General features: G+C 40.7%; 17 protein-coding genes. 8 read left to right on the forward strand and 9 right to left on the reverse strand.

Annotated elements, in window-relative coordinates; genetic code table 11:
- Nucleotides 1–33 precede the first annotated feature (33 nt).
- The 4 genes from FTU65_RS03780 to FTU65_RS03795 are packed head-to-tail and all read right to left on the reverse strand — an operon-like array spanning nt 34 to nt 4,951.
- Complete coding sequence (locus FTU65_RS03780) at nt 34–1,152, reverse strand: ABC transporter permease (protein WP_180066375.1); 1,119 nt, start codon at nt 1,150–1,152, stop codon at nt 34–36.
- Complete coding sequence (locus FTU65_RS03785) at nt 1,149–2,279, reverse strand: ABC transporter permease (RefSeq protein WP_180003320.1); 1,131 nt, start codon at nt 2,277–2,279, stop codon at nt 1,149–1,151. The genes FTU65_RS03780 and FTU65_RS03785 overlap by 4 nt, the downstream gene beginning before the upstream one ends.
- The gene (locus FTU65_RS03790; RefSeq protein ID WP_180066377.1) at nt 2,279–3,442 is read right to left on the reverse strand and encodes an HlyD family secretion protein; all 1,164 of its coding nucleotides are present in this window, start codon (nt 3,440–3,442) and stop codon (nt 2,279–2,281) included. Before FTU65_RS03790 ends, FTU65_RS03785 begins: the two co-directional genes overlap by 1 nt.
- Nucleotides 3,443–3,463: 21 nt before the next feature.
- Complete coding sequence (locus tag FTU65_RS03795; RefSeq protein ID WP_180063725.1) at nt 3,464–4,951, reverse strand: TolC family protein; 1,488 nt, start codon at nt 4,949–4,951, stop codon at nt 3,464–3,466.
- 347 nt (nt 4,952–5,298) lie between these two features.
- On the opposite strand from FTU65_RS03795, the gene serC reads away from it, so the two are divergent.
- Entirely contained in the window at nt 5,299–6,378 is a 1,080-nt protein-coding gene (gene serC / locus FTU65_RS03800) for a 3-phosphoserine/phosphohydroxythreonine transaminase (protein WP_078192058.1), read from the forward strand.
- A 606-nt stretch (nt 6,379–6,984) separates the two neighbouring features.
- Here the strand turns inward: serC and FTU65_RS03805 are convergent.
- Nucleotides 6,985–7,917 (reverse strand): hypothetical protein, encoded by a 933-nt coding sequence (locus tag FTU65_RS03805; RefSeq protein ID WP_180009976.1) that lies wholly within the window; start codon nt 7,915–7,917, stop codon nt 6,985–6,987.
- 266 nt (nt 7,918–8,183) lie between these two features.
- Here FTU65_RS03805 and FTU65_RS03810 point away from each other — a divergent pair, with 266 nt between their 5' ends.
- The gene (locus FTU65_RS03810) at nt 8,184–8,672 is read left to right on the forward strand and encodes a YaiI/YqxD family protein (RefSeq protein WP_373683441.1); all 489 of its coding nucleotides are present in this window, start codon (nt 8,184–8,186) and stop codon (nt 8,670–8,672) included.
- Nucleotides 8,673–8,677: 5 nt separating this feature from the next.
- A complete protein-coding gene (locus tag FTU65_RS03815) occupies nt 8,678–9,583 on the forward strand; it encodes a DMT family transporter (RefSeq protein WP_180009975.1) in 906 nt (301 codons plus the stop codon).
- 7 nt (nt 9,584–9,590) lie between these two features.
- Here FTU65_RS03815 and FTU65_RS03820 read toward each other — a convergent pair whose 3' ends face one another.
- Nucleotides 9,591–10,160, reverse strand: a complete 570-nt coding sequence (locus FTU65_RS03820) for a PilZ domain-containing protein (protein ID WP_180065019.1) — start codon at nt 10,158–10,160, stop codon at nt 9,591–9,593.
- A 26-nt stretch (nt 10,161–10,186) separates the two neighbouring features.
- Between FTU65_RS03820 and FTU65_RS03825 the strand changes: the two genes are divergently transcribed.
- From FTU65_RS03825 to FTU65_RS03835, 3 genes are all read left to right on the forward strand, one after another.
- Entirely contained in the window at nt 10,187–11,422 is a 1,236-nt protein-coding gene (locus FTU65_RS03825; protein ID WP_180065018.1) for a lipoprotein-releasing ABC transporter permease subunit, read from the forward strand.
- The gene (gene lolD, locus FTU65_RS03830; protein WP_111883937.1) at nt 11,415–12,098 is read left to right on the forward strand and encodes a lipoprotein-releasing ABC transporter ATP-binding protein LolD; all 684 of its coding nucleotides are present in this window, start codon (nt 11,415–11,417) and stop codon (nt 12,096–12,098) included. Before FTU65_RS03825 ends, lolD begins: the two co-directional genes overlap by 8 nt.
- 105 nt (nt 12,099–12,203) lie before the next feature.
- On the forward strand, nt 12,204–14,663 hold the full coding sequence (locus FTU65_RS03835; RefSeq protein WP_180009974.1) for a DNA internalization-related competence protein ComEC/Rec2: 2,460 nt from the start codon (nt 12,204–12,206) through the stop codon (nt 14,661–14,663).
- 31 nt (nt 14,664–14,694) lie between these two features.
- Here FTU65_RS03835 and FTU65_RS03840 read toward each other — a convergent pair whose 3' ends face one another.
- On the reverse strand, nt 14,695–15,666 hold the full coding sequence (locus FTU65_RS03840; RefSeq protein WP_180066380.1) for a lysophospholipid acyltransferase family protein: 972 nt from the start codon (nt 15,664–15,666) through the stop codon (nt 14,695–14,697).
- Nucleotides 15,667–15,793: 127 nt separating this feature from the next.
- Between FTU65_RS03840 and sppA the strand changes: the two genes are divergently transcribed.
- Complete coding sequence (sppA, locus tag FTU65_RS03845; protein WP_078190385.1) at nt 15,794–16,819, forward strand: signal peptide peptidase SppA; 1,026 nt, start codon at nt 15,794–15,796, stop codon at nt 16,817–16,819.
- On the forward strand, nt 16,816–17,625 hold the full coding sequence (locus tag FTU65_RS03850) for an alpha/beta fold hydrolase (RefSeq protein WP_180065016.1): 810 nt from the start codon (nt 16,816–16,818) through the stop codon (nt 17,623–17,625). The genes sppA and FTU65_RS03850 overlap by 4 nt, the downstream gene beginning before the upstream one ends.
- A 75-nt stretch (nt 17,626–17,700) precedes the next feature.
- On the opposite strand, the gene purN is transcribed toward FTU65_RS03850, so the two are convergent.
- Nucleotides 17,701–18,330 carry a phosphoribosylglycinamide formyltransferase gene (purN, locus tag FTU65_RS03855; RefSeq protein ID WP_180021923.1) on the reverse strand — a complete coding sequence of 210 codons (630 nt, stop codon included), beginning with the start codon at nt 18,328–18,330 and terminating at the stop codon, nt 17,701–17,703.
- A gap of 9 nt (nt 18,331–18,339) precedes the next feature.
- Nucleotides 18,340–19,410, reverse strand: coding sequence for a phosphoribosylformylglycinamidine cyclo-ligase (purM, locus tag FTU65_RS03860; RefSeq protein WP_180065015.1), 1,071 nt, complete (start codon nt 19,408–19,410; stop codon nt 18,340–18,342).
- Nucleotides 19,411–19,429: the final 19 nt, after the last annotated feature.

The raw sequence follows: 19,429 nt of genomic DNA on the forward strand, positions 1-19,429 counted from the left end.
TGAGACCAGACATGTCTTACAGCACAAACAGTTTTATCTTTTGGCAAACTTTAAACGCCAAACAGCAAGACATAAAAAAATCAGTCCAATACTTGTGAGGTAAAGCAGTTTTGGGATGACGATTACTGTAGGCACACCCATCTGATTGAGTTGAAGGAACATTTGAATGCCTTGGGTCGAAGGTAATGCTTGAGCGAGTATTTGCATCCATTTAGGCATAGCTGCATGTGGCCATGCCGTTCCCGAAAGTAGAAATAGCGGAATAGAACTAAAAACGATGAGATGTCCTGCACGTTCTGGCAGGTCAAGAAAGGTGGCTAGAAAGAGTGTCATCGCAATAATACAACTGAGGAAGATGGGCACAGCAATGAACATGCCCCAAAAATTTCCACCCCGTGGATAGTCGTTCAGCCAAAAGGTAAAACCAAATAAATAGAAGCATCCCAACGTTCCTATGGTCAAAATACACAAGAAGATGCCAGCCAATTGTGTATAGCTCGGACGCCAAGTGGTGTTTTGTCGATAGGTCGCAATCAGCATGCACAGACCCAATAAAATCGTCTGATGAATAATTAAGGGTGCAACCGCTGGGAAAATATAGCTGCCGTAGCCTGAAAGTGGATTAAACAATGGAATCTTATGGATAGATAAAGCTGGGCTAAAATCGGATATGTTCTGGAATTTTTCTGCATATTCGCCGAGAGCATTTTCCATCGAACTGGCTAAACCTAAGCCAATTTTTTGCGTCTTTAGAAAGTTTGCAGCACTGAGATATAAACCAATTCCACCGGTTTCACCACGGCGAATGCTATTTGAAAGATTACTCGGCAACAGTAAAATCCCGTCAGCTTGCTGACTTCGGAGCATATTTTCAGCTTCCGCAAAATTACCAGTCACAGCTAGAATTTCTACATTGGGACTATTGGCTACAGCACCAATAATCGTATTGGTGAGTATGCTTTGTTCCTCATCCACCACAATAATGGGGAGCGATTCTGCGTGTTCCGCTTGATAAGCAATGGGATAAAAAAAACTGTAAAGAAAAACAGAAAGCACTAAGGTGGTAAAAATCGAACTGTGCTTAACAATATCTTTAAAGGTTTGAATATAGTGTCTGAGCAAAGTTGATAGAAATGACACGATTTTATTCATATGCTTTGCTCCTTCAGTACTTTCCGTAAAAAGAAGCTGGCAAGAACCAAATAGAACAGACAGTAAATGATCAGGGTGACAAGCGGTGTGATTGAAATGGAGATTGGGCTACCAATGACCCATTGTTCTGTTTGTAATTTGGCATAAGGCGTATAGGGAATAATATTGGCCCAGAATTTTGTAAACATCGGCGCGTTATTCAGCGGCAATGTCACCCCTGCAAAACTCAGTGATGAGCCACCATATACCGCAATAAAACCAAAAGATTTGGTGAGATCACGTGTCGCCAAAACTACAGTAGAACTGATAAAGGCATAGGCTGTATAAAAAAACAATTGCCCGAGCAAAATTAGCAGTAATGAACCCTGAACAAACCACCCTCGAAACACGATTAGCCAGAACATCCACGCCCAAGTCCAAGCGGTAAAAATGAAAACATAACTGAGATTTTTAGCGATTAAAGCTTGAAAGACAGAAGTCGGTTTCACCCATTGATTTACAGTGCCATATTTGATTTCTTGACCGACTGAAAATGCGACACAGCAACACAGTAATAAATGCAGAATCGCAGGAATCATGTACGGCTCTAAATAGAACTCATAATTTAAACCTGGATTATATAAAGGTGAAATTTTGACATTGGGTGTCGGTGCATCGAGGTAGGGAATTGTATTTTCTAAATACTGATGACCACTAAAATCGGCCATGGCTTGCAATGTACTTAGCAGCATGGCTGATGAAATACTATTGCCGACACTAAAATAGCTTTGGTTATAGGCAATGCTGACTTCTGCATCTTTTGCTTGAACCAGTCGTTGCTCTGCACCAGCAGGAATATGAATATAGCCCCAAATTTGAGTCTGATTTAAAAGCTTTTCAGCATCATCCATACTGGGTGTAATGGTGGCTACTTTTAAGGTATGGTTCAGCTGCGCAAAATGAGTAATGTTACGGCTTAAACTGCTTTGATCTTGGTCTATGATCGCGATGGGTAAATGATCTGGTTTGCCTTGAGCAAACATATTGGTAAAGAGCAAAATCACAAGGGCAGGGGCAAGTGTGACCATACACAAGTCCCATTTATGCTGCATCAAATAGCGAAACTCACGCAGAATGCCCCTAAACATTATTTACGCTCTTCAATTTTAAACAAAACGCTCATACCCACTTTTAAGTCAGCAATCGGCTGAGCGGGTTTCAGTTGGACTTTAAAACTACGAATGTCATAGCCGCCCGTTTGTCGCGTGGTTTTGATTGTTGAAAATTCACCTTCGGCTTCGATGTGATCAATTTTAAACTCGGCAGATTTGTTTAGCGCCGGTATAAATCCTTGCATGGTCTTGAGTTGATACACTTGAGCATACTGGTCTTCACGGACATTTAAGCTAATCCATAAGCTATCATCTTGAATCAGGCTTACAACGGGCACACCCATCGCAACTAATTCTGAAACTTTGCCATAGGTTTTTGAAATGGTGCCATTGGACGGTGCAAACAATTTGGTTTCAGCCTCAAGTGCATTTGCTTCGGCCAACGCGGCTTGCGCAATCTTGACTTGGGCATCTGCCGAGCTTTGTTGTTGCGGTGTACTGCCACGTTTTGCACGCGCATATTGTTGATAAGACGCTTCTGTCATTTGTGCAGCAGAGACTGCGGCAGCTTGCATTTCATCACGGCGTTGTCGTGAAATGACACCTTCTTTATAGAGGTTTTGACCACGTTGGTAGGTGGCTTGCGCCAATTGTTGCTGTGCTTTTAGACTTTGCCAATTGGCATATAAACTATCAATATTTTCTTGTTGAGAGCCACGTTCAGCTGTGGATTGCAGTGCTTGCGCAGATTGAAGTGCAGCTAAAGCCTGTTGTTTCTTTGCATCGAGTTCGGGGCTGGTTAAACGAACCAGTGCTTGACCTGCTTGTACTTTTTCACCGTCATGCACATATATTTCTTCAATACGACTAGGTACTTTGGTACTAATGTGGATGGTTTCAGCCTCAACTCGACCTTGTAATTCAACCTGCTTGGGCTGATAACTTTTCCATAAGCCAAATGCAATCAATGCCAAAAGCAGAACTAAGACAATGCCAATCACGAGCTTGATCAAAGCAGATTTATTGCGACTTTGCACTGAGCTTTTTTTCGTCTCTGCATCAGTATTGGTATTCACTTTCTTTGGAGTATCCTCAGCAGTATTTGCTGTAGACGAAACGTTTGAACTCGAGACATTGGATTGGGATGTTTCAGCATTCGCAGAGGCATCTTCTTGGTGATCAGTTGGTTCCTGATTCATATTGTTTCCCCTCGGCTAAACTTAGCGAATATAGTCGGTGTGTGATTGATTGATATAGCTTTGGAACTGGTCAATGCTCCCGTGACTTTGTAGCAGTGTTGCGAGTGACATCACGTATTTATAGGCATTAAGTGCCATTTCACTTTGTAGCCCGTTCAATGCATTTTGTGCATCAATGACTTGTGTGGCCGTACCCATATCTTCTTTAAATGAAAGCTGTTGAATTCTTAAATTTTCTTGAGCAGCTTTTAGGTTTTGCTGCAACAACAGGTGACTTTGTTGAGCGCTGGTGACTTCATTAAATGAGCTATAAATCAGGCTTTCAATTTCTTGTTTGGTACGCTCAGTCATTAACTCAGATGCATAGCGTTGAAGTTCAGCAGCTTGTACGGATTTGTTTTTATCAATACCTGAAAATAAGTTGTAGCGAGCGGCAACACCAACGATCCAGTTTTGTTTATCGTCGAGACTATATTCACCAAAGGCAAAGACGTTGGGTTTTTTTGCTGCGCTTTGGGCTTTCACATTAGCACCAGCCAATTGACTGTCCAATTGCATTTTACGCACCAAACTAGACTGATCCTGATAACTTTTTAGTAAGGCGGTTATATTTTGATTGTGTTGCTGATTGATAAATAATGGCGTTGTAAGATCAGTAATTTGGCTGCTTTGCATTAAGTTGTTTAACTTAAATAAGCTAGAGCGGAGATTCGCTTCAGTATTTTGAAAAGTTCTGAGAGCATTATTCTTCGCCACTTCAAATTGCATACGCTGGCCTTTGCTAATAAAACCCTGTTGTTCCATTTTGAGCGCATTGGCATAGTGTTGTTGCATCGCATTTAAATTGAAGCGGCTGCTTTCGACTAATTTTTTTTGTAATTGAGCATTGAAGTAGGCTTGGATTAATTCAAAACGTTGCACATCTTGTTGTTGTTCACTGCTTATCGCGCTGCGTTTGGCTTGGATATTGGCAATTTCCTTGGCGCTAGACGTTAACCCACCGGTATACAGCGGCATCATTACGGAAACGGTAGGGCGGATCACTTGATCATCTAAGACCACTTGGGAAGAATCTGGAATTAATCCGACACCATCACGGATTGGCTGTTGCAGACTGTCTTTTAATGGGTCTGCCAAATCACTCGGTAAGCTTTCATCAATTTTATTATTAATGCCATTACTCAGCGTTTGTTCTAAGTTGTTTTTTAAGGCGCCGAGAGGAATATCGAGTTCATTATGAAAGGCATAGGCACGGACGTTTAAATCCACACGAGGTAAACCAAGGCCTTTAATGGCCTGAGCTTGAAGTTCGGCAGATTGTTGTAGCGCTTGGTTGGCCTGAGTGCTAAAAGAACTAGTGAGTAGACTTTGTTCTGCTTGGCTATAACTGATACTTTGCGCAAGTACTGTCGGGCTAAAAAAAACACTCAAACAACCAAGGCCAAGCAGCAATCCTGAACGAAATGTATGTTTAATTTTTATAGAATAATCTGTTCGAGGTAGAGGCATAAAAACACACTCACAGCTAGGATGGGTTCATTATAGTCATTGTGATGAAGTTGGGTAAATTCACTAAGTTGTTGTATTGTTTCATATACATGTGTAAATGAATTTTATCTTCGCAGCGCACGTCATTTTCGCACATCAAGACCTTAAATTAGCATCAATTCAAGGGATAAAAAATATCAGTAAATCTAATAATTTGAATTAAGAAGAATTAATTTTGATCTTTATTGAAAATTTGACTTCAAATGTCAGACAGCATTGGAATATTTTCAGCTTTAACTACTGCAAGCACGCGTCAGATATGGTTAAATGCCATCATTTTATTGTGTTTCACTTTGAAAGGAAAACTCATGCGCGCGTACAACTTCTGTGCTGGTCCTGCTGCATTACCCACTGCCGTTTTAGAAAAAGCTCAAGCTGAAATGCTTGACTGGCAAGGCAAAGGCCTTTCGATCATGGAAATGAGCCACCGTAGTAAAGACTATGTCGCTGTGGCAGAGAAAGCAGAAGCTGATCTTCGTAAGCTGATGAATATTCCAGACAACTATAAAGTGTTATTCCTTCAAGGTGGCGCATCACTTCAATTCTCTGCGATCCCATTAAACCTATTGGGTAAAAACAGCAAAGCAGACTATATCCACACGGGTATTTGGTCTGAAAAAGCGTTGAAAGAAGCACAGCGTTATGGCGACATTAATGTTGTTGAAGCGGGTACCACCATTGACGGTAAACTTGCTATTACTGATCAAAGCACCTGGAACTTATCTGATGATGCGGCTTATGTGCATTATGCAGATAATGAAACTATTGGTGGTCTTCAGTTTGCCAACATTCCTGAAACGGACAAACCATTGGTTGCCGATTTTTCATCGAGCATTTTATCTGCACCATTAGACGTATCTAAGTTCGGTTTAATCTATGCAGGCGCTCAGAAAAATATTGGTCCGGCTGGTTTAACTTTAGTGATTATTCGTGATGATTTATTGGATCAAGCGAAAGCAGATATTCCAAGTATCTTGAAATATTCAGCTCAAGCGAAAAATGGTTCAATGGTGAATACACCATCAACTTATGCATGGTACTTATCTGGCCTCGTTTTTGAATGGTTACTTGAGCAGGGCGGTGTAGACGCAATTTATAAAGCGAATATGGCAAAAGCTGAATTGCTTTATGGTTATATTGATTCAAGCGATTTCTATGCAAATCCAATTGCAAAAGAATTCCGTTCAATCATGAACGTACCATTTACTTTGGCGAATCCAGAATTGGAAAAACAATTCTTGAAAGAAGCTGAAGAAAACCACTTGCTGAATTTAGCTGGTCACCGTTCAGTGGGTGGTATGCGTGCAAGTATTTATAATGCTGTTCCGCTAGAAGGCGTTCAAGCACTGGTTAACTTTATGGATGACTTTGCAAAACGCAACGCATAATCCTAAAGGCATAAAAAAACCGGCAAATGCCGGTTTTTTTATTGAATAGATTAAAAAATAAAAGTATGTAACACGTATGCACAAATCAGCATACCTAACATAAAAAATAAGCAGGACATTGGCTCGATTTGATATCGAGATTCCATGTGATGGTCAACTTGTGATAAGTTTTCTTCTTGCACGACTTTCATAGATATTCTTTCCGATCTATTTATCGTTAATTACTATTTCTTAAACGCATTTTTAACATAATTATTTGATTAAATAAAGTACTATCTGCCATAAACTTACTAAACTATTTAGTTCATTTAAAAATAAGCAACCGAATTGCTAAATTTAGTTTCATAAATTTCCTATCTTATTTATTTATATTAGATTTTTATATTTTATCTTTTGCAGATGGATTTATTTATTAGCATTATTTTGAATTTAATATTGTGGGTAAGTTATTTTAATTTGAATTTAAAAATAGAATAAATCGACTAGCTTGTGGATAAAAAATATTCAATCATTTAAATATTCAGCGATTACACATGATTAGCGAGAAATAAAAAAAACCGCACTGAGGCGGTTTTTTTTATTTGAAATAGGTTTTTTGAATTCAAATTAGGCAGATTTCGCGTAAATATTGGCTTGTATCCACAGGTTGCCACGAATATATTGCCCAACATTGAAATCTTTATGCGCCGGATTTCGTGTTGCAACACGAACAATCACCGCTTCTTGGTTTTCTTCGTGGATTAAGGTCACATCATACAGCGTGTAGTCTTGCTCTTTAAATTGCATGGCGGTTTTGCCAACAATATGCCCTTGGAACCATGCTTCGTCTTCTTGGCCAAGATTTTCACCATATAGGTATGCAACCATTTTAGAAAAATCGACGGTCACTGGCGCTTTGTCATCTTCAGACTTTGGTTGCCATGCTTTAATTTGTTCGTGTAAATCTGCAGGGGCAACACCATTATTTGCTGCCAAGATATCGTTTAAAGCACGATGATGTTTAATCGATGCAGGATCATCAACGACAAGCTGTTCATGTTCTGCGACAGCTTCGAGTTCATAGGCCCAAGCATTGAGTTGCACACTGTAGCTTGCATCTTTTTCATATTGGTCGTGATTGACGCTATATAAACTATCAAAAGCATACACACTGGTATTTGCGCCTAAGTCGAGGCAAAGCACTGCTTGTGTATTGGATTTACAGGTAATAATACGTTCAATGGTGGCTTTGGTTTTATATGGGCTATCAAAACTTGGAAATGCAGTTTTAACGGCTTTAGGTTTATTATTTTCTACCGCAATCACTTGGCACAGTTGAATCGACGCTTGTGATGGACCTTGAATCAGCCAGGTACTTTGATCCATATCAGATTCTTGTGCGCATAAGCCCATCGGCATAATGGGTGCATCTAATGCCTGACCCAGCCAAACTGGTACATCCGTTGTCGGGTTGCCTGTAAGCAAATTCCAATGTTCAACATGACTACCAAAAGTTTGATCTTCAATAGTGATAATTTCAGGGCTATTTTGTTTTTTCATATGCACAATTGATATTGGGTTGGTTTCATAATTAATAAATCGAGGGTTATTTGAAATTTTCAAGTCACCGACGTCATATTTATCATGAAATCATGCATAAAAAATGTTTTCAGTAGGATTTAAATGTAAAAGCATTGGAAAATAAGCCCAAGTTGGAGTCAATTTGCAGCTTTTCGATTCTCATGATTAGAGAAATGTAGATCCATTCAGCGGATGCAGATCCCCAAATTGTCATGTAGATTTGTTACTATGAGTCATGTTTAAAAGTGAATGGAAAATCAGTGCTGCCATTTAAATTATGGGTGGATGCAGATGCGTTACCACGCATTTTACGTGATGTAATTGTTCGGGCTTCTGATCGTTACCAGTTAGAAGTCACTTTTGTCGCCAATCAAAATGTTGGGATAACGCCGTCGGTGCGGATTAACTCGATTCAAGTCATGAGCGGGGCAGATGCAGCGGATAAAGAAATTATTCAGCGCATGAAAGAGCACGACATCGTAATGACACAGGATATTCCACTTGCTGCTGAAGTGATTGAGCGGGGCGGTATAGCGATACATCCACGCGGTGAGATTTATACCACAGCAAATGTCAAAGCACGTCTACACTTGCGCGACTTTATGGATACATTACGGGGCGCAGGTGTGCAAACCGGTGGTCCAGCACCGATTTCTGAACGAGATAAGCGCGAATTTTCTAGTAGCTTAGATCAAACCATTCAAAAGCAAAAACGAAAAACGGCGCAGAAGTAAAAACCATGCCATCTAAAACAAATCTAGCGACCACCTATGCGTTGTTGGTCTTTATTTGGTCGACCACGCCACTTGCCATCGTTTGGAGTGTCAGTGATATCAATGCGTTTTGGGCACTGACATTACGCTTTTTTATCGCATTACCCTTGGCTGTCGCATTATTGTTTATTTTTAAACATAAACTGCCGATGGATAAAAACTCGCTGCACAGTTATTTGGCGGGGGCGTTTAGTTTTATTGGTTCTCAGATTTTTACCTATATGGCAACGGCCTATCTCAGCTCAGGCATTATTGCCCTGATGTTTGGTTTGGCACCAATTATGACGGGTCTGATCGGTCGTTTCTTCTTTCATACCTATCTGCATCGCTTGCAATGGATGGGGATGTTGATTGCCGTCTGTGGTTTAGCCATTATTTGCTTAGGCGGCAGTGATCAGCACGTACAGCCTGTTGGCATCGTCTTAATGTTAATGAGCGTATTCGTCTACTGTATGTCGATTTTTTGGGTGAAAAAAGTCAATGCACCTTTGCAGCCCATGTCTCAAGCCACAGGTTCGATTCTTATCTCAGCACTATTTTCTGCCGCGATGCTACCGTTTATATGGCAGTATGCACCGACACAGATGCCTTCAACTAAAGCGCTCATTGGCTTATTTTATGCAGTGATTATGGCTTCATTGATTGCAATGTTTTGTTATTTCAAACTGGTACAAAACATCAAGGCGACAACTTTGTCTTTAACAACGGTACTCACACCCATGCTTGCTATGCTCTTTGGTGCTTTACTGAATGATGAAAAATTATCATTGATGGTTTTACTTGGTGCTGTGATTCTATTATCAGGCTTGTTTGTTTATTTTTATAAAGATTTTCGGGCGAACAGAGAGCTCGCCCACAAATTAAAACATTGATTAAAAATCACTCTTTGTTTTGGGTCAGTGCGATACACTCTGCAAGTTTGACGCGGTCTTGAGGGAGCAGTGTGATAAAATAGGCACCCGTACGGTATAAGTTGCTTTCTTCTTCACGGCTATAAACCACTTGCGCAGTTGCCGCAATATGGAAGAAATTTTCAGGGTGGCTTAAGGTCACATGGATATAATTACCTTCTTTAATCGCGCGTTCGCTAAAAAAGCTCAAACCAGTCTCTGAAAAATTCACATGCTCAGGCACTGGTAACATGCTTTGTACAATTGCGTCGTATAAAGAACCCGTAATAAGGTTTAACTTTTGGTTAAATAAGGATAAGATTCGAGCAATTTGTTGATCTTTCTCAGCTAATTGTTCTAATTCGTAGTTGAGTGCATGATCAAATTGATCTAATTCAGCAAGTAGTAGAAAATAGCGCGGCAATACAAAATTAGGATCGTAAGGATCATTCAGTGCAACATCATCAGAGATAATCTGATAGTTGATGCGCAAAGCAGCATCGATACGCGACATTACACGGCGTTCAGTTTGAACGCTTTGATGCTGTAAGTTTTCCATAATATATTACCTCGGACTAGATGGTTATGTTTAAACCAATCTCGCTGTATATAGGGTTGAGATACACTCGCGCTCGGCGCAGTAACCACTTTATTTCTTTTATTGCTCTGGTATCCATGATCGGCCTCACGCTTGGTGTGGCAGTCCTTATTACAGTTTTATCTGTGATGAATGGTTTCGATCGTGAGCTGAAAACTCGTGTCTTAGGAATGATACCTCAAGCCACTGTTTCTTCAACACAAATTTTAACAAATTGGCCTGAACTTGCAAAAAAAATTGAGCAACATGAGCATGTTCAAGGGGTCGCACCATTCACCCAATTACAGGGAATGTTGACGGCACAAGGTCAAGTGTCTGGCATTATGGTCAGTGGGATTGAACCGCAGTATGAAAAAAAGGTATCAATTATCCAAGACCATATGGTGGAAGGCAGTATCGATAACCTGAAAAAAGGTGAGTTTGGTATTGTCCTTGGCAAGCAAATGACAGATGCCTTAGGTTTAGGCTTGAATGACAGTGTGACCTTGGTGCTTCCCGAAGCAACTCCTTCGCCGGCTGGGGTCGTTCCGCGTTTTAAACGATTTAAAATTGTGGGTATTTTCAGTATTGGTGCAGAGGTTGATTCGATGATGGGCTATGTGGCCCTGAACGATGCGTCAACTTTATTAAGACTGCCAGATGGTGCACAAGGCATCCGTATGAAGTTGGATGATATTTTTGCAGCACCACAAGTCTCTCAAGAAATTGTGCGTGATCTACCAGCAAGCTTCTATGCTTCAGATTGGACTTATACACACGGCAACCTGTTCAGTGCGATTCAAATGGAAAAGGCAATGGTAAGTTTATTGCTGTTCCTGATTGTATTGGTTGCAGCATTTAATATCGTGTCTTCATTGGTGATGGTGGTCACTGATAAAAAATCCGATATTGCCATTTTGCGTACACTAGGCGCTTCACCGGCTACAATCACGCGGATCTTCATGGTGCAAGGTACAGTGATTGGGGTGATTGGTACGGTGTCTGGGGCAATTTTAGGGATTATCGCTGCATCGAGTATTAGTAATTTTGTTGGTTGGTTGAATACAACACTGGGCTTAAATATGTTTGATGCTTACTTCATCAACTATTTACCGTCTTATTTAAGATGGCAAGATGTTGTGGTGATTGTGTCCTTATCATTGGGTCTTAGCTTTATCGCGACTATTTATCCGGCTTTACGTGCAGCCAAAGTTCAACCTGCAGAGGCTCTACGCTATGAGTAATTTAGTTTTAGATGCCCAAAACATTACCAAATCTTTTACTGATGGGAAGTCTACAGTCGATGTGATTCGTGGACTTTCATTACAAGTCAAAGCGGGTGAGTTTGTTTCGATTGTGGGGTCAAGTGGTTCTGGTAAAAGTACGTTGTTGCATGTATTGGGTGGCTTAGATCGTCCAACATCGGGTCAAGTGTTGATTAATGGTCAACGCTTTGACACTTTAGGTGAAGCAGAGCGTGGATATATTCGTAATGAGCATTTAGGTTTTGTATATCAATTCCATCACTTACTACCTGAATTTACCGCCTTTGAAAATGTGGCGATGCCATTAATGTTACGTAAGTCGAGTAATTTCAAAGAAGTCAAGCAGCAAGCTGAATACCTGTTGGAACGTGTTGGACTTTCGCATCGTATGACGCACAAACCGGGTGAGCTTTCAGGCGGTGAACGTCAACGTGTGGCTTTGGCTCGTGCATTAGTAGCAAAACCTAAGTTGATGATGGCTGATGAGCCAACTGGGAACTTAGACCGCAAAACCGCGGTAAAGATTTTTGAGTTACTATCTGAGTTGCGTAAAGAATTTAACATGGCCATGTTAATCGTGACCCATGACGAATATTTAGCTCAATCTGCTGATGCGATTTTGCATATGCAAGATGGTTTATGGGTAGATGACTAATCGCTAAATTGATTTCACAAAAATTAGTGGATTAAGATTGTTTGATTGAAGCTCACCTCGGTGGGCTTTATTATTGCCAGCACATAATAAAAATAATGATGACTCATGTTACAAAGCTTTTGTATTGGCTGGATTTTAGGCATTTCTTTTATGGGGTTCACGTTTTGGAACCCACATATCTCGACAGCTCAGTTGCTTTTTATTGTCCTGATTTGGCTAGGTTTACAGCTTTGTATTTCACCAAAACTAAAAAGTATCTTTTCGAAATTCTTACAGCTCAGTACAAATCTTTGTATGGGTGCAGTTCTCGGCTTCAGTTTCGCCAATACTCAACTCGATCAGCGTTTGGCATGGGTTGAGCATCAGAGCAGACAAGGCGAGTTTATTGCGTATATTCCACAGATCAGCCAACTCAAAGACCAAGCGATTCAGCAAAAAATTGAAGTGCTCAATCTGAATCAGCAGATTCAATATTTTATGGCGTATTTACCCAATTCAATTTTGCAAAGTCATGAGCAGACGATCCAGTTGGTCCCTGGACAGTACTATCGAATGTATGGTGAATTGCGGCCTACGCAAAGTTATGTGACCGAAGGTGCATTTGACCAAGAACGGTGGAGCATACAGCAAAATATACATGCCAGTTTAAAGGTGAAGTCGGTCGAATTAATATCACCCGAACATATGACTGCGATGGGCTATGGCCAGCAGTATCAACGACATCAAGGTGTGTTACATCAGTTCAAAATAAAAGTCGAACAGCAGCGTTTATATTTAAGAGCGTTTATATATCAACAACCGTTACGAAATCATGGCTTGCTGCTAGCATTGCTTACAGGTGATAAAAGTTTACTGACTGAAGGAACCAGTGAATTATTTCAACGTTTTGGCATGAGTCATTTATTGGCGATCTCTGGTCCGCATGTACTGGTTTTTGCCAGCATGCTCTGTTGGGCGATGCAGTTGGGTATCCGTAAATATTGTCCCAAAATTTATCTCAAATGGCCTAAACAATATGTATTGGTCGTGCCCTTTATCTTCTGTGTCCTTTTATATTGTGCATTTACCGGTTTTGAAATACCGGCGCTACGAACGCTGACGATCTGCCTTGTCGCAAGTAGCATGCTTTTGTTACGGCAAACCATTCAGCCTTTTCAACTGCTGGTTTTTAGTGCCGCCATTTTATTGCTCGTGGATCCCTTTAGTATTTTATCCGCGGCATTTTGGTTGTCTTATGGCGCATGCTTTATTTTACTGCGGATATATCAAACCTTAAGGAAGCATATACTGGCTCAAACAGAAGTCAGTTTTTGGCAAAAGTTAAAGCATTCAATGTGGTTGATGGTGGAATCACAATGGAAAATCTTTGTCGCCTTATTTCCATTGATGGTGATTTTTTTCAAGCAAGTCACATGGATTAGTCCCTTAAGTAATTTATTCGCCATCCCGTGGTTAGGGGCAGTGGTGGTTCCTTTAGATATCATCGGAGGGGCACTTTCATATATTTCTACACCTTTGGCGCATTTGGTTTTTTTAATCAATGATCTGTGTTTAGAGATATTGCATGTATTTCTTTATGGCTTAGATCGACTCTTTGCACCAAAAATGCAAGATGTCGCATTGACGTCAACTCAAATCATACTGTTGATACTCGTTATAGTAATCTTATTTTTACCTGAAGGTATCTTGCCAAAATATTGGGCGGTCATTGCCTTTTTTGCACTGTTTATCCCATGGAGAAATTCAGCAAACTTTCAACTTTCAATTTTAGATGTAGGGCAAGGGCAGGCGATCTATATCCGTTCTGTAGATCATCATATGATGGTGGACTTCGGTGGAAACTATGATGAAAGTCAATTTAGTGTCGGGCAGAATATCATCCGGCCATTTTTGAGTGTGAATGGAGTTCATCGACTAGATCGGGTGTTATTGACTCATTTAGATCAAGACCATAGCGGTGGCTTTTTCTCATTGGAGCAACAGCTTGATATTGGGCAGCTTTCAAGTAATGAGCGGGTACAAACCACGAACCAAGCTCCACAGCGCTTATGTCAGCGTGGTCAGCAGTGGAATTGGGATCAGCAAGTCTATTTTGAAATACTCTCGCCAAAGCCTGAAGATCTGACAAATGCCCAATGGAATGCCAATGAACGTTCTTGTGTTCTATATGTCACGGTCAAAGGCGTCAATGGCCCACGACATTTTCTATTGATGGGGGATGCGGGTTGGGAGACTGAATATCAAATATTAAGTGATTATCCAGACCTAAAAATCGATGTCTTGGTGCTCGGACACCATGGTAGTCGGCACAGTTCATCCTATGCGTTTTTAAACCATTTTAAGCCCAAGTTGGCGATTGCTTCCGCAGGGCGCTTTAATCGTTATGGACATCCTGCAAAGATGACCCAAACACGTCTCAAACAATTAGACATTCCACTCTTGCAAACTGAACAAAGTGGAAGTATTCATTTCAAGCAAAATAAACAGCAAATTGAAATAATTGAAGAGCGGACAAAGTATAAATGGCTCGATCTATATCGCAGGCTATCTAAAGAATCCGAATAGAAAAACTACTTCAAGTATATTGCTTGAAATGTCATTCTGTCACATTTTTCATTTTTTGCTGTCTTTGATATTCCTCACGAATATCACGAATGCGTTGATCGGCTTCTTCATCACTAATATTGTATAGATTTCTCAATTTTGGATTGGCTTTAAAGCGTTTATAGCTCCAGTGATAATGCTCTGGATAACGATGAATTAGATTTTCCACTGCTTTAAAGATAACTATTGAGCCATCATCTGCATTGCCTTGATAGATATTCTCATCCATAGGTTCGATATGCATATCAAAACCATGATTATCGTTACGAATGGCATATAGTAAGAGCGCACGTGCTTTGGTTTTTTGAATTAGTTTTGCACTTAAGTTGCTGGTTTTTAGTGGAATACCAAAGTATGGAATCATTTCGCCGCCGGCATTGGGGGTATGGTCTGGCAAGATCACAGTCGTCCCACCTTGTTTTAAGGCTTTGAAAATCTGACGTACACCTGATTCATCCGTAGGAACCAATATTGCTTGCTCACGGCTTCGAGCAGCACGGACAAAATTGTTGGCAGATTCGCTTTTTACCGGCTTGTACATGATGGTCATTTGAGTGTATTGCGCAACCCATGCATTCATGATTTCCCAAGTACCAAAATGTGGTACCACGAGTACAACGCCTTTTTGTAGGGCGAGCGCTTCATGTAAATATTCAGCGCCATGTACGTGATGAATTCGTTGAATATTTTTTTCTGTACTTGCACCCCAAATGTTAAAAAATTCAAAATAAGAACAAAGTTCGTTTCGAATCGCTTGTTTAGTGAGTTGAATGCGAGCTGACTCTGATAATTCAGGCAATGCAATTTTAAGATTGCGTTGAATCGTAGAGTAGGTTTTAGAGATTTTTAAAACATTGACTAACCCAGCCAAACCTTTTGCAATTAATCTAGAAATTTGAATAGGTTGACGGCTGATAAATTTTAACAGGTGATATGTGGTGTCCTGTGAATTTTGGTCGGTCATCTTATTTAAGTCTGAAAGAAATGAAAGAAAATTTAAAATAATTATAGGGGAAAATGAATTGATTAGACAGTTATAGCGATTAGCGTGTATATAATGACTACAAATTAACGATCAAATGGGTTTTTTTATGTCCGAATGGCCACCAAAACCTGAAGAAAAACAGCAAAGTTCTTCAAACAATATCCAGCAGCCAACTGGAAATGAATGGAAAATATTAGAAAAAGCCGTGCTTTCTTCCGTTGAGGAACAACGTAGAGCACGTAGATGGGGTATATTTTTTAAATTTTTAACCTTTGCTTATTTGCTATTTATTATCATTGCGATGGCGAAAAGTTGCAGCATGTCATCATCAGATCCTGCAGCAACAGCGGGTTCACATATTGCCGTGGTTGATATCATTGGGACCATTGCAGCGGACAAGCAAAGTGTAAACAGCGCAAATACCATCAAAGCTTTGAAAAAAGCTTATGAAAATAAACAAAGCAAAGCGGTTGTTTTAAATATTAATTCACCGGGTGGTTCACCTGTTCAGTCTGATGAAATCTGGCAAGAAATTCAGTACTTGAAAAAAGCCCATACCGATAAAAAACTGTATGCCATTATTGGTGATACTGGTGCTTCAGGTGCGTACTATATTGCTTCTGCCGCAGATGAAATTATTGTCAATCCTTCAAGTTTAGTGGGTTCAATTGGCGTGATCATGCCGAACTATGGCGTTAGTGGTTTGATGCAAAAGTTTGGTGTAGAAGATCGCACCATGACTTCGGGTGAGAACAAAGCGATTTTATCCATGACTCAACCTGTCGATGCTGCACAAAAAGCACATGTTCAAGGTGTACTCGATAACGTTCATGCGCATTTTATTAATGCCGTGAAAGAAGGTCGCGGTAAGAAATTAAAATCGAATGATCCGGCTATTTTCTCAGGTTTATTTTGGACAGGTGATCAGGCTGTGAAGCTGGGTATTGCTGACCGTACAGGTAGTTTAAATAGCCTGAAACGTGAGTTGAAAACTGAAAAAGCTGTGAACTACACCATTGAAAATAGTCCATTTGATTCTGTACTTGGTCGTATGGGAAGTTCATTTGGTCAAGGTTTGGCAAGCGCATTGTCACAACAGGTTCAATCTGAAAACAGCACGAAGTTACAATGAAACCGCTAATTCACTTTGCGCACGCCAATGGCGTGCCATCACGGGTTTATCAAAAATTGTTTGATTTATTGAGTGATGAATATGATGTGATCTATGTGCCGCTACTTGGGCCAGATAAGCGTTACCCAATCGATAACCATTGGAAAAGCTTAACACAGCAAGTCATTGACAGTATTGTACGTCAGGCCAATGGTCGTAAGGTGATTGGATTAGGTCATTCATTAGGTTCGGTTTTAACATTTCAGGCTGCTTTACAACGCCCAGAATTGTTTGAACAAGTGTTAATGATTGATCCGCCTATGATCATGGGGAAAGAGTCTTTTGCTTTGCACATCGCAAAACTCCTCAAACTTAAAGTCCTCGATAAAATGTCCCCAGCAGGATTGTCGAAGCGTCGTCGTGATCATTGGGACAGCCGTGAACAAACAGCAGAGCTTTTAAGGCCGAAAGGTTTTTATAAAGATTTCGATCCAGACTGTTATCAAGCTTATATTGATCATGCCTTGATGGACGATAAACTGCGTGGTGGGGTGGAGTTGACGATTTCACGTGATGATGAAGTTCATATTTTTCGAACTAATCCTTCACTGTGGTGGTTACCTCATGCTCAACCGCAAGTACCTGTACAGCAGTTAATTGCAGAGCAGGGGCCATTTTTGGCACGTCACTTTCCCCAAATGGTCGAGAAAAAATTTGCGATTCCATTTAAAGTGGTTAGCGGCAGTCATATGTTTCCCTTAGAAAAACCAGTAGAAACGGTTGAGTTAATCAAACAAATGTTAGCGGTTCATGCCAAACATGAATGATTGAATGTACTCAAATAAAAAAACGCATCCGAGGATGCGTTTTTTATTTCTTTTTAAAATAGATAAAAACTGATTTTAAAACTTGCAGAATTGAACAGGTGCTTGCATCGGTTGATTGCGATATAACACCCCATCAGCAGTATGTTGGATCGTACCATTACAGATCCATTCTGCGACTTGAGGATAAATCACATGCTCAAGCACGTGAACCCGATCTGCCAGACTTTCAGCATGATCATGCACATTGACTTTAAGCACACCTTGAGCAAGCGCTTGGCCGGCATCTAGCTCTGCAGTCACGTAATGAACTGTACAGCCATGGAAGACATCACCAGTGTTTAACACACGTTGATGAGTATGCATGCCTTTATAATTTGGTAACAAAGAAGGGTGGATGTTAATCATTTTCCCTTCCCATGCTTTGACAAATTTTGGGCTTAAAATGCGCATAAAGCCTGCCAAAATCACCAAGTCAACATCCCAGTCGAGCAGTTGTTGATGCATCACATCATCAAAAGCTTCACGACTTGGATATTGTTTGTGTTCAATGACTGCAGTTGCAATCTTTGCTTTTTCTGCACGTTGCAGTGCAAAAGCATCAGGTTTATTGGAAATTACCCCAACGATTTGACCTGATAGATTGGCATCGATCAGGGCTTGCAGGTTAGATCCGCTGCCTGAAACAAGTACAGCAATTTTAATCATGAACGTTGCTTATGCGAAAACTACACGGATTTTTTCGTCAGCGCCTTCAACAGATTCAGCATTGTCTGCAATGTGACCCATTGTGAATGCTTTTTCGCCAAGGCTGTTGAGTAATTCAACAGTTTTGTCAGCATCTGCTGCATCAACTACGAGAACCATACCCACCCCACAGTTAAATGTGCGGTACATTTCAAATTGTTCAACAGCACCTTCTTTTTGAAGTAGTTTGAACAATTCTGGCCATTCCCAAGATGCTTCATTTACTACCGCTTGAGCACCATTTGGCAGTACGCGAGGTAAGTTACCCGGTAAACCACCACCAGTGATGTGTGCCATTGCGTGTACATCAACTTCTTTCAATAACTGAAGAATTGGTTTTACATAAATACGAGTTGGTTCCATTGCTGTATCTGCAAGTGGACGACCATCAACGATTTGAGTAAGGTCAACGTTTTTCACATCTAAAATTTTACGAAGAAGTGAGTAACCGTTTGAGTGTGCGCCAGAAGATGCAACACCAACTAAAACGTCACCCGCTTTAACTTTAGAGCCATCAATAATTTTACTTTGCTCAACGACACCTACGCAGAAACCTGCAAGGTCATAGTCTTCGCCTTCATACATACCTGGCATTTCAGCAGTTTCACCGCCAACCAATGCACAACCTGCAAGTTCACAACCCGCACCGATACCAGTCACAACATTTGCTGCAACGTCAACGTTGAGGTGGCCAGTTGCATAGTAGTCAAGGAAGAACAGTGGTTCAGCACCACATACAAGAAGATCGTTTACGCACATTGCAACCAAGTCTTGACCAATTGTGTCATGACGGTTCAAATTCAATGCTAAACGTAATTTTGTACCAACACCATCTGTGCCAGATACGAGAACAGGTTCTTCATAACCTTTAGGAATTTTACAAAGAGCGCCGAAGCCGCCTAGGCCGCCCATCACTTCAGGACGTGCAGTACGTTTCGCGACAGATTTGATACGATCGACTAACGCGTCGCCCGCTTCAATGTCGACACCTGCATCTTTGTAGCTTAAACCAGTGTTTGGGGTAGAAGTTGAGTTGCTCATAATGAAGTCTCCGCATTCG

Source organism: Acinetobacter sp. YH12129 (genome assembly GCF_013418685.1).
Classification (GTDB): Bacteria; Pseudomonadota; Gammaproteobacteria; order Pseudomonadales; family Moraxellaceae; genus Acinetobacter; species Acinetobacter amyesii.

Coding starts and splice junctions, on each gene's coding strand:
- FTU65_RS03780 (WP_180066375.1), bottom strand. CDS start 1,152: ATGAATAAAATCGTGTCATTTCTATCAACTTTGCTCAGACACTATATT.
- FTU65_RS03785 (WP_180003320.1), bottom strand. CDS start 2,279: ATGTTTAGGGGCATTCTGCGTGAGTTTCGCTATTTGATGCAGCATAAA.
- FTU65_RS03790 (WP_180066377.1), bottom strand. CDS start 3,442: ATGAATCAGGAACCAACTGATCACCAAGAAGATGCCTCTGCGAATGCT.
- FTU65_RS03795 (WP_180063725.1), bottom strand. CDS start 4,951: ATGCCTCTACCTCGAACAGATTATTCTATAAAAATTAAACATACATTT.
- serC (WP_078192058.1), top strand. CDS start 5,299: ATGCGCGCGTACAACTTCTGTGCTGGTCCTGCTGCATTACCCACTGCC.
- FTU65_RS03805 (WP_180009976.1), bottom strand. CDS start 7,917: ATGAAAAAACAAAATAGCCCTGAAATTATCACTATTGAAGATCAAACT.
- FTU65_RS03815 (WP_180009975.1), top strand. CDS start 8,678: ATGCCATCTAAAACAAATCTAGCGACCACCTATGCGTTGTTGGTCTTT.
- FTU65_RS03820 (WP_180065019.1), bottom strand. CDS start 10,160: ATGGAAAACTTACAGCATCAAAGCGTTCAAACTGAACGCCGTGTAATG.
- FTU65_RS03825 (WP_180065018.1), top strand. CDS start 10,187: ATGTTTAAACCAATCTCGCTGTATATAGGGTTGAGATACACTCGCGCT.
- lolD (WP_111883937.1), top strand. CDS start 11,415: ATGAGTAATTTAGTTTTAGATGCCCAAAACATTACCAAATCTTTTACT.
- FTU65_RS03835 (WP_180009974.1), top strand. CDS start 12,204: ATGTTACAAAGCTTTTGTATTGGCTGGATTTTAGGCATTTCTTTTATG.
- FTU65_RS03840 (WP_180066380.1), bottom strand. CDS start 15,666: ATGACCGACCAAAATTCACAGGACACCACATATCACCTGTTAAAATTT.
- sppA (WP_078190385.1), top strand. CDS start 15,794: ATGTCCGAATGGCCACCAAAACCTGAAGAAAAACAGCAAAGTTCTTCA.
- FTU65_RS03850 (WP_180065016.1), top strand. CDS start 16,816: ATGAAACCGCTAATTCACTTTGCGCACGCCAATGGCGTGCCATCACGG.
- purN (WP_180021923.1), bottom strand. CDS start 18,330: ATGATTAAAATTGCTGTACTTGTTTCAGGCAGCGGATCTAACCTGCAA.
- purM (WP_180065015.1), bottom strand. CDS start 19,410: ATGAGCAACTCAACTTCTACCCCAAACACTGGTTTAAGCTACAAAGAT.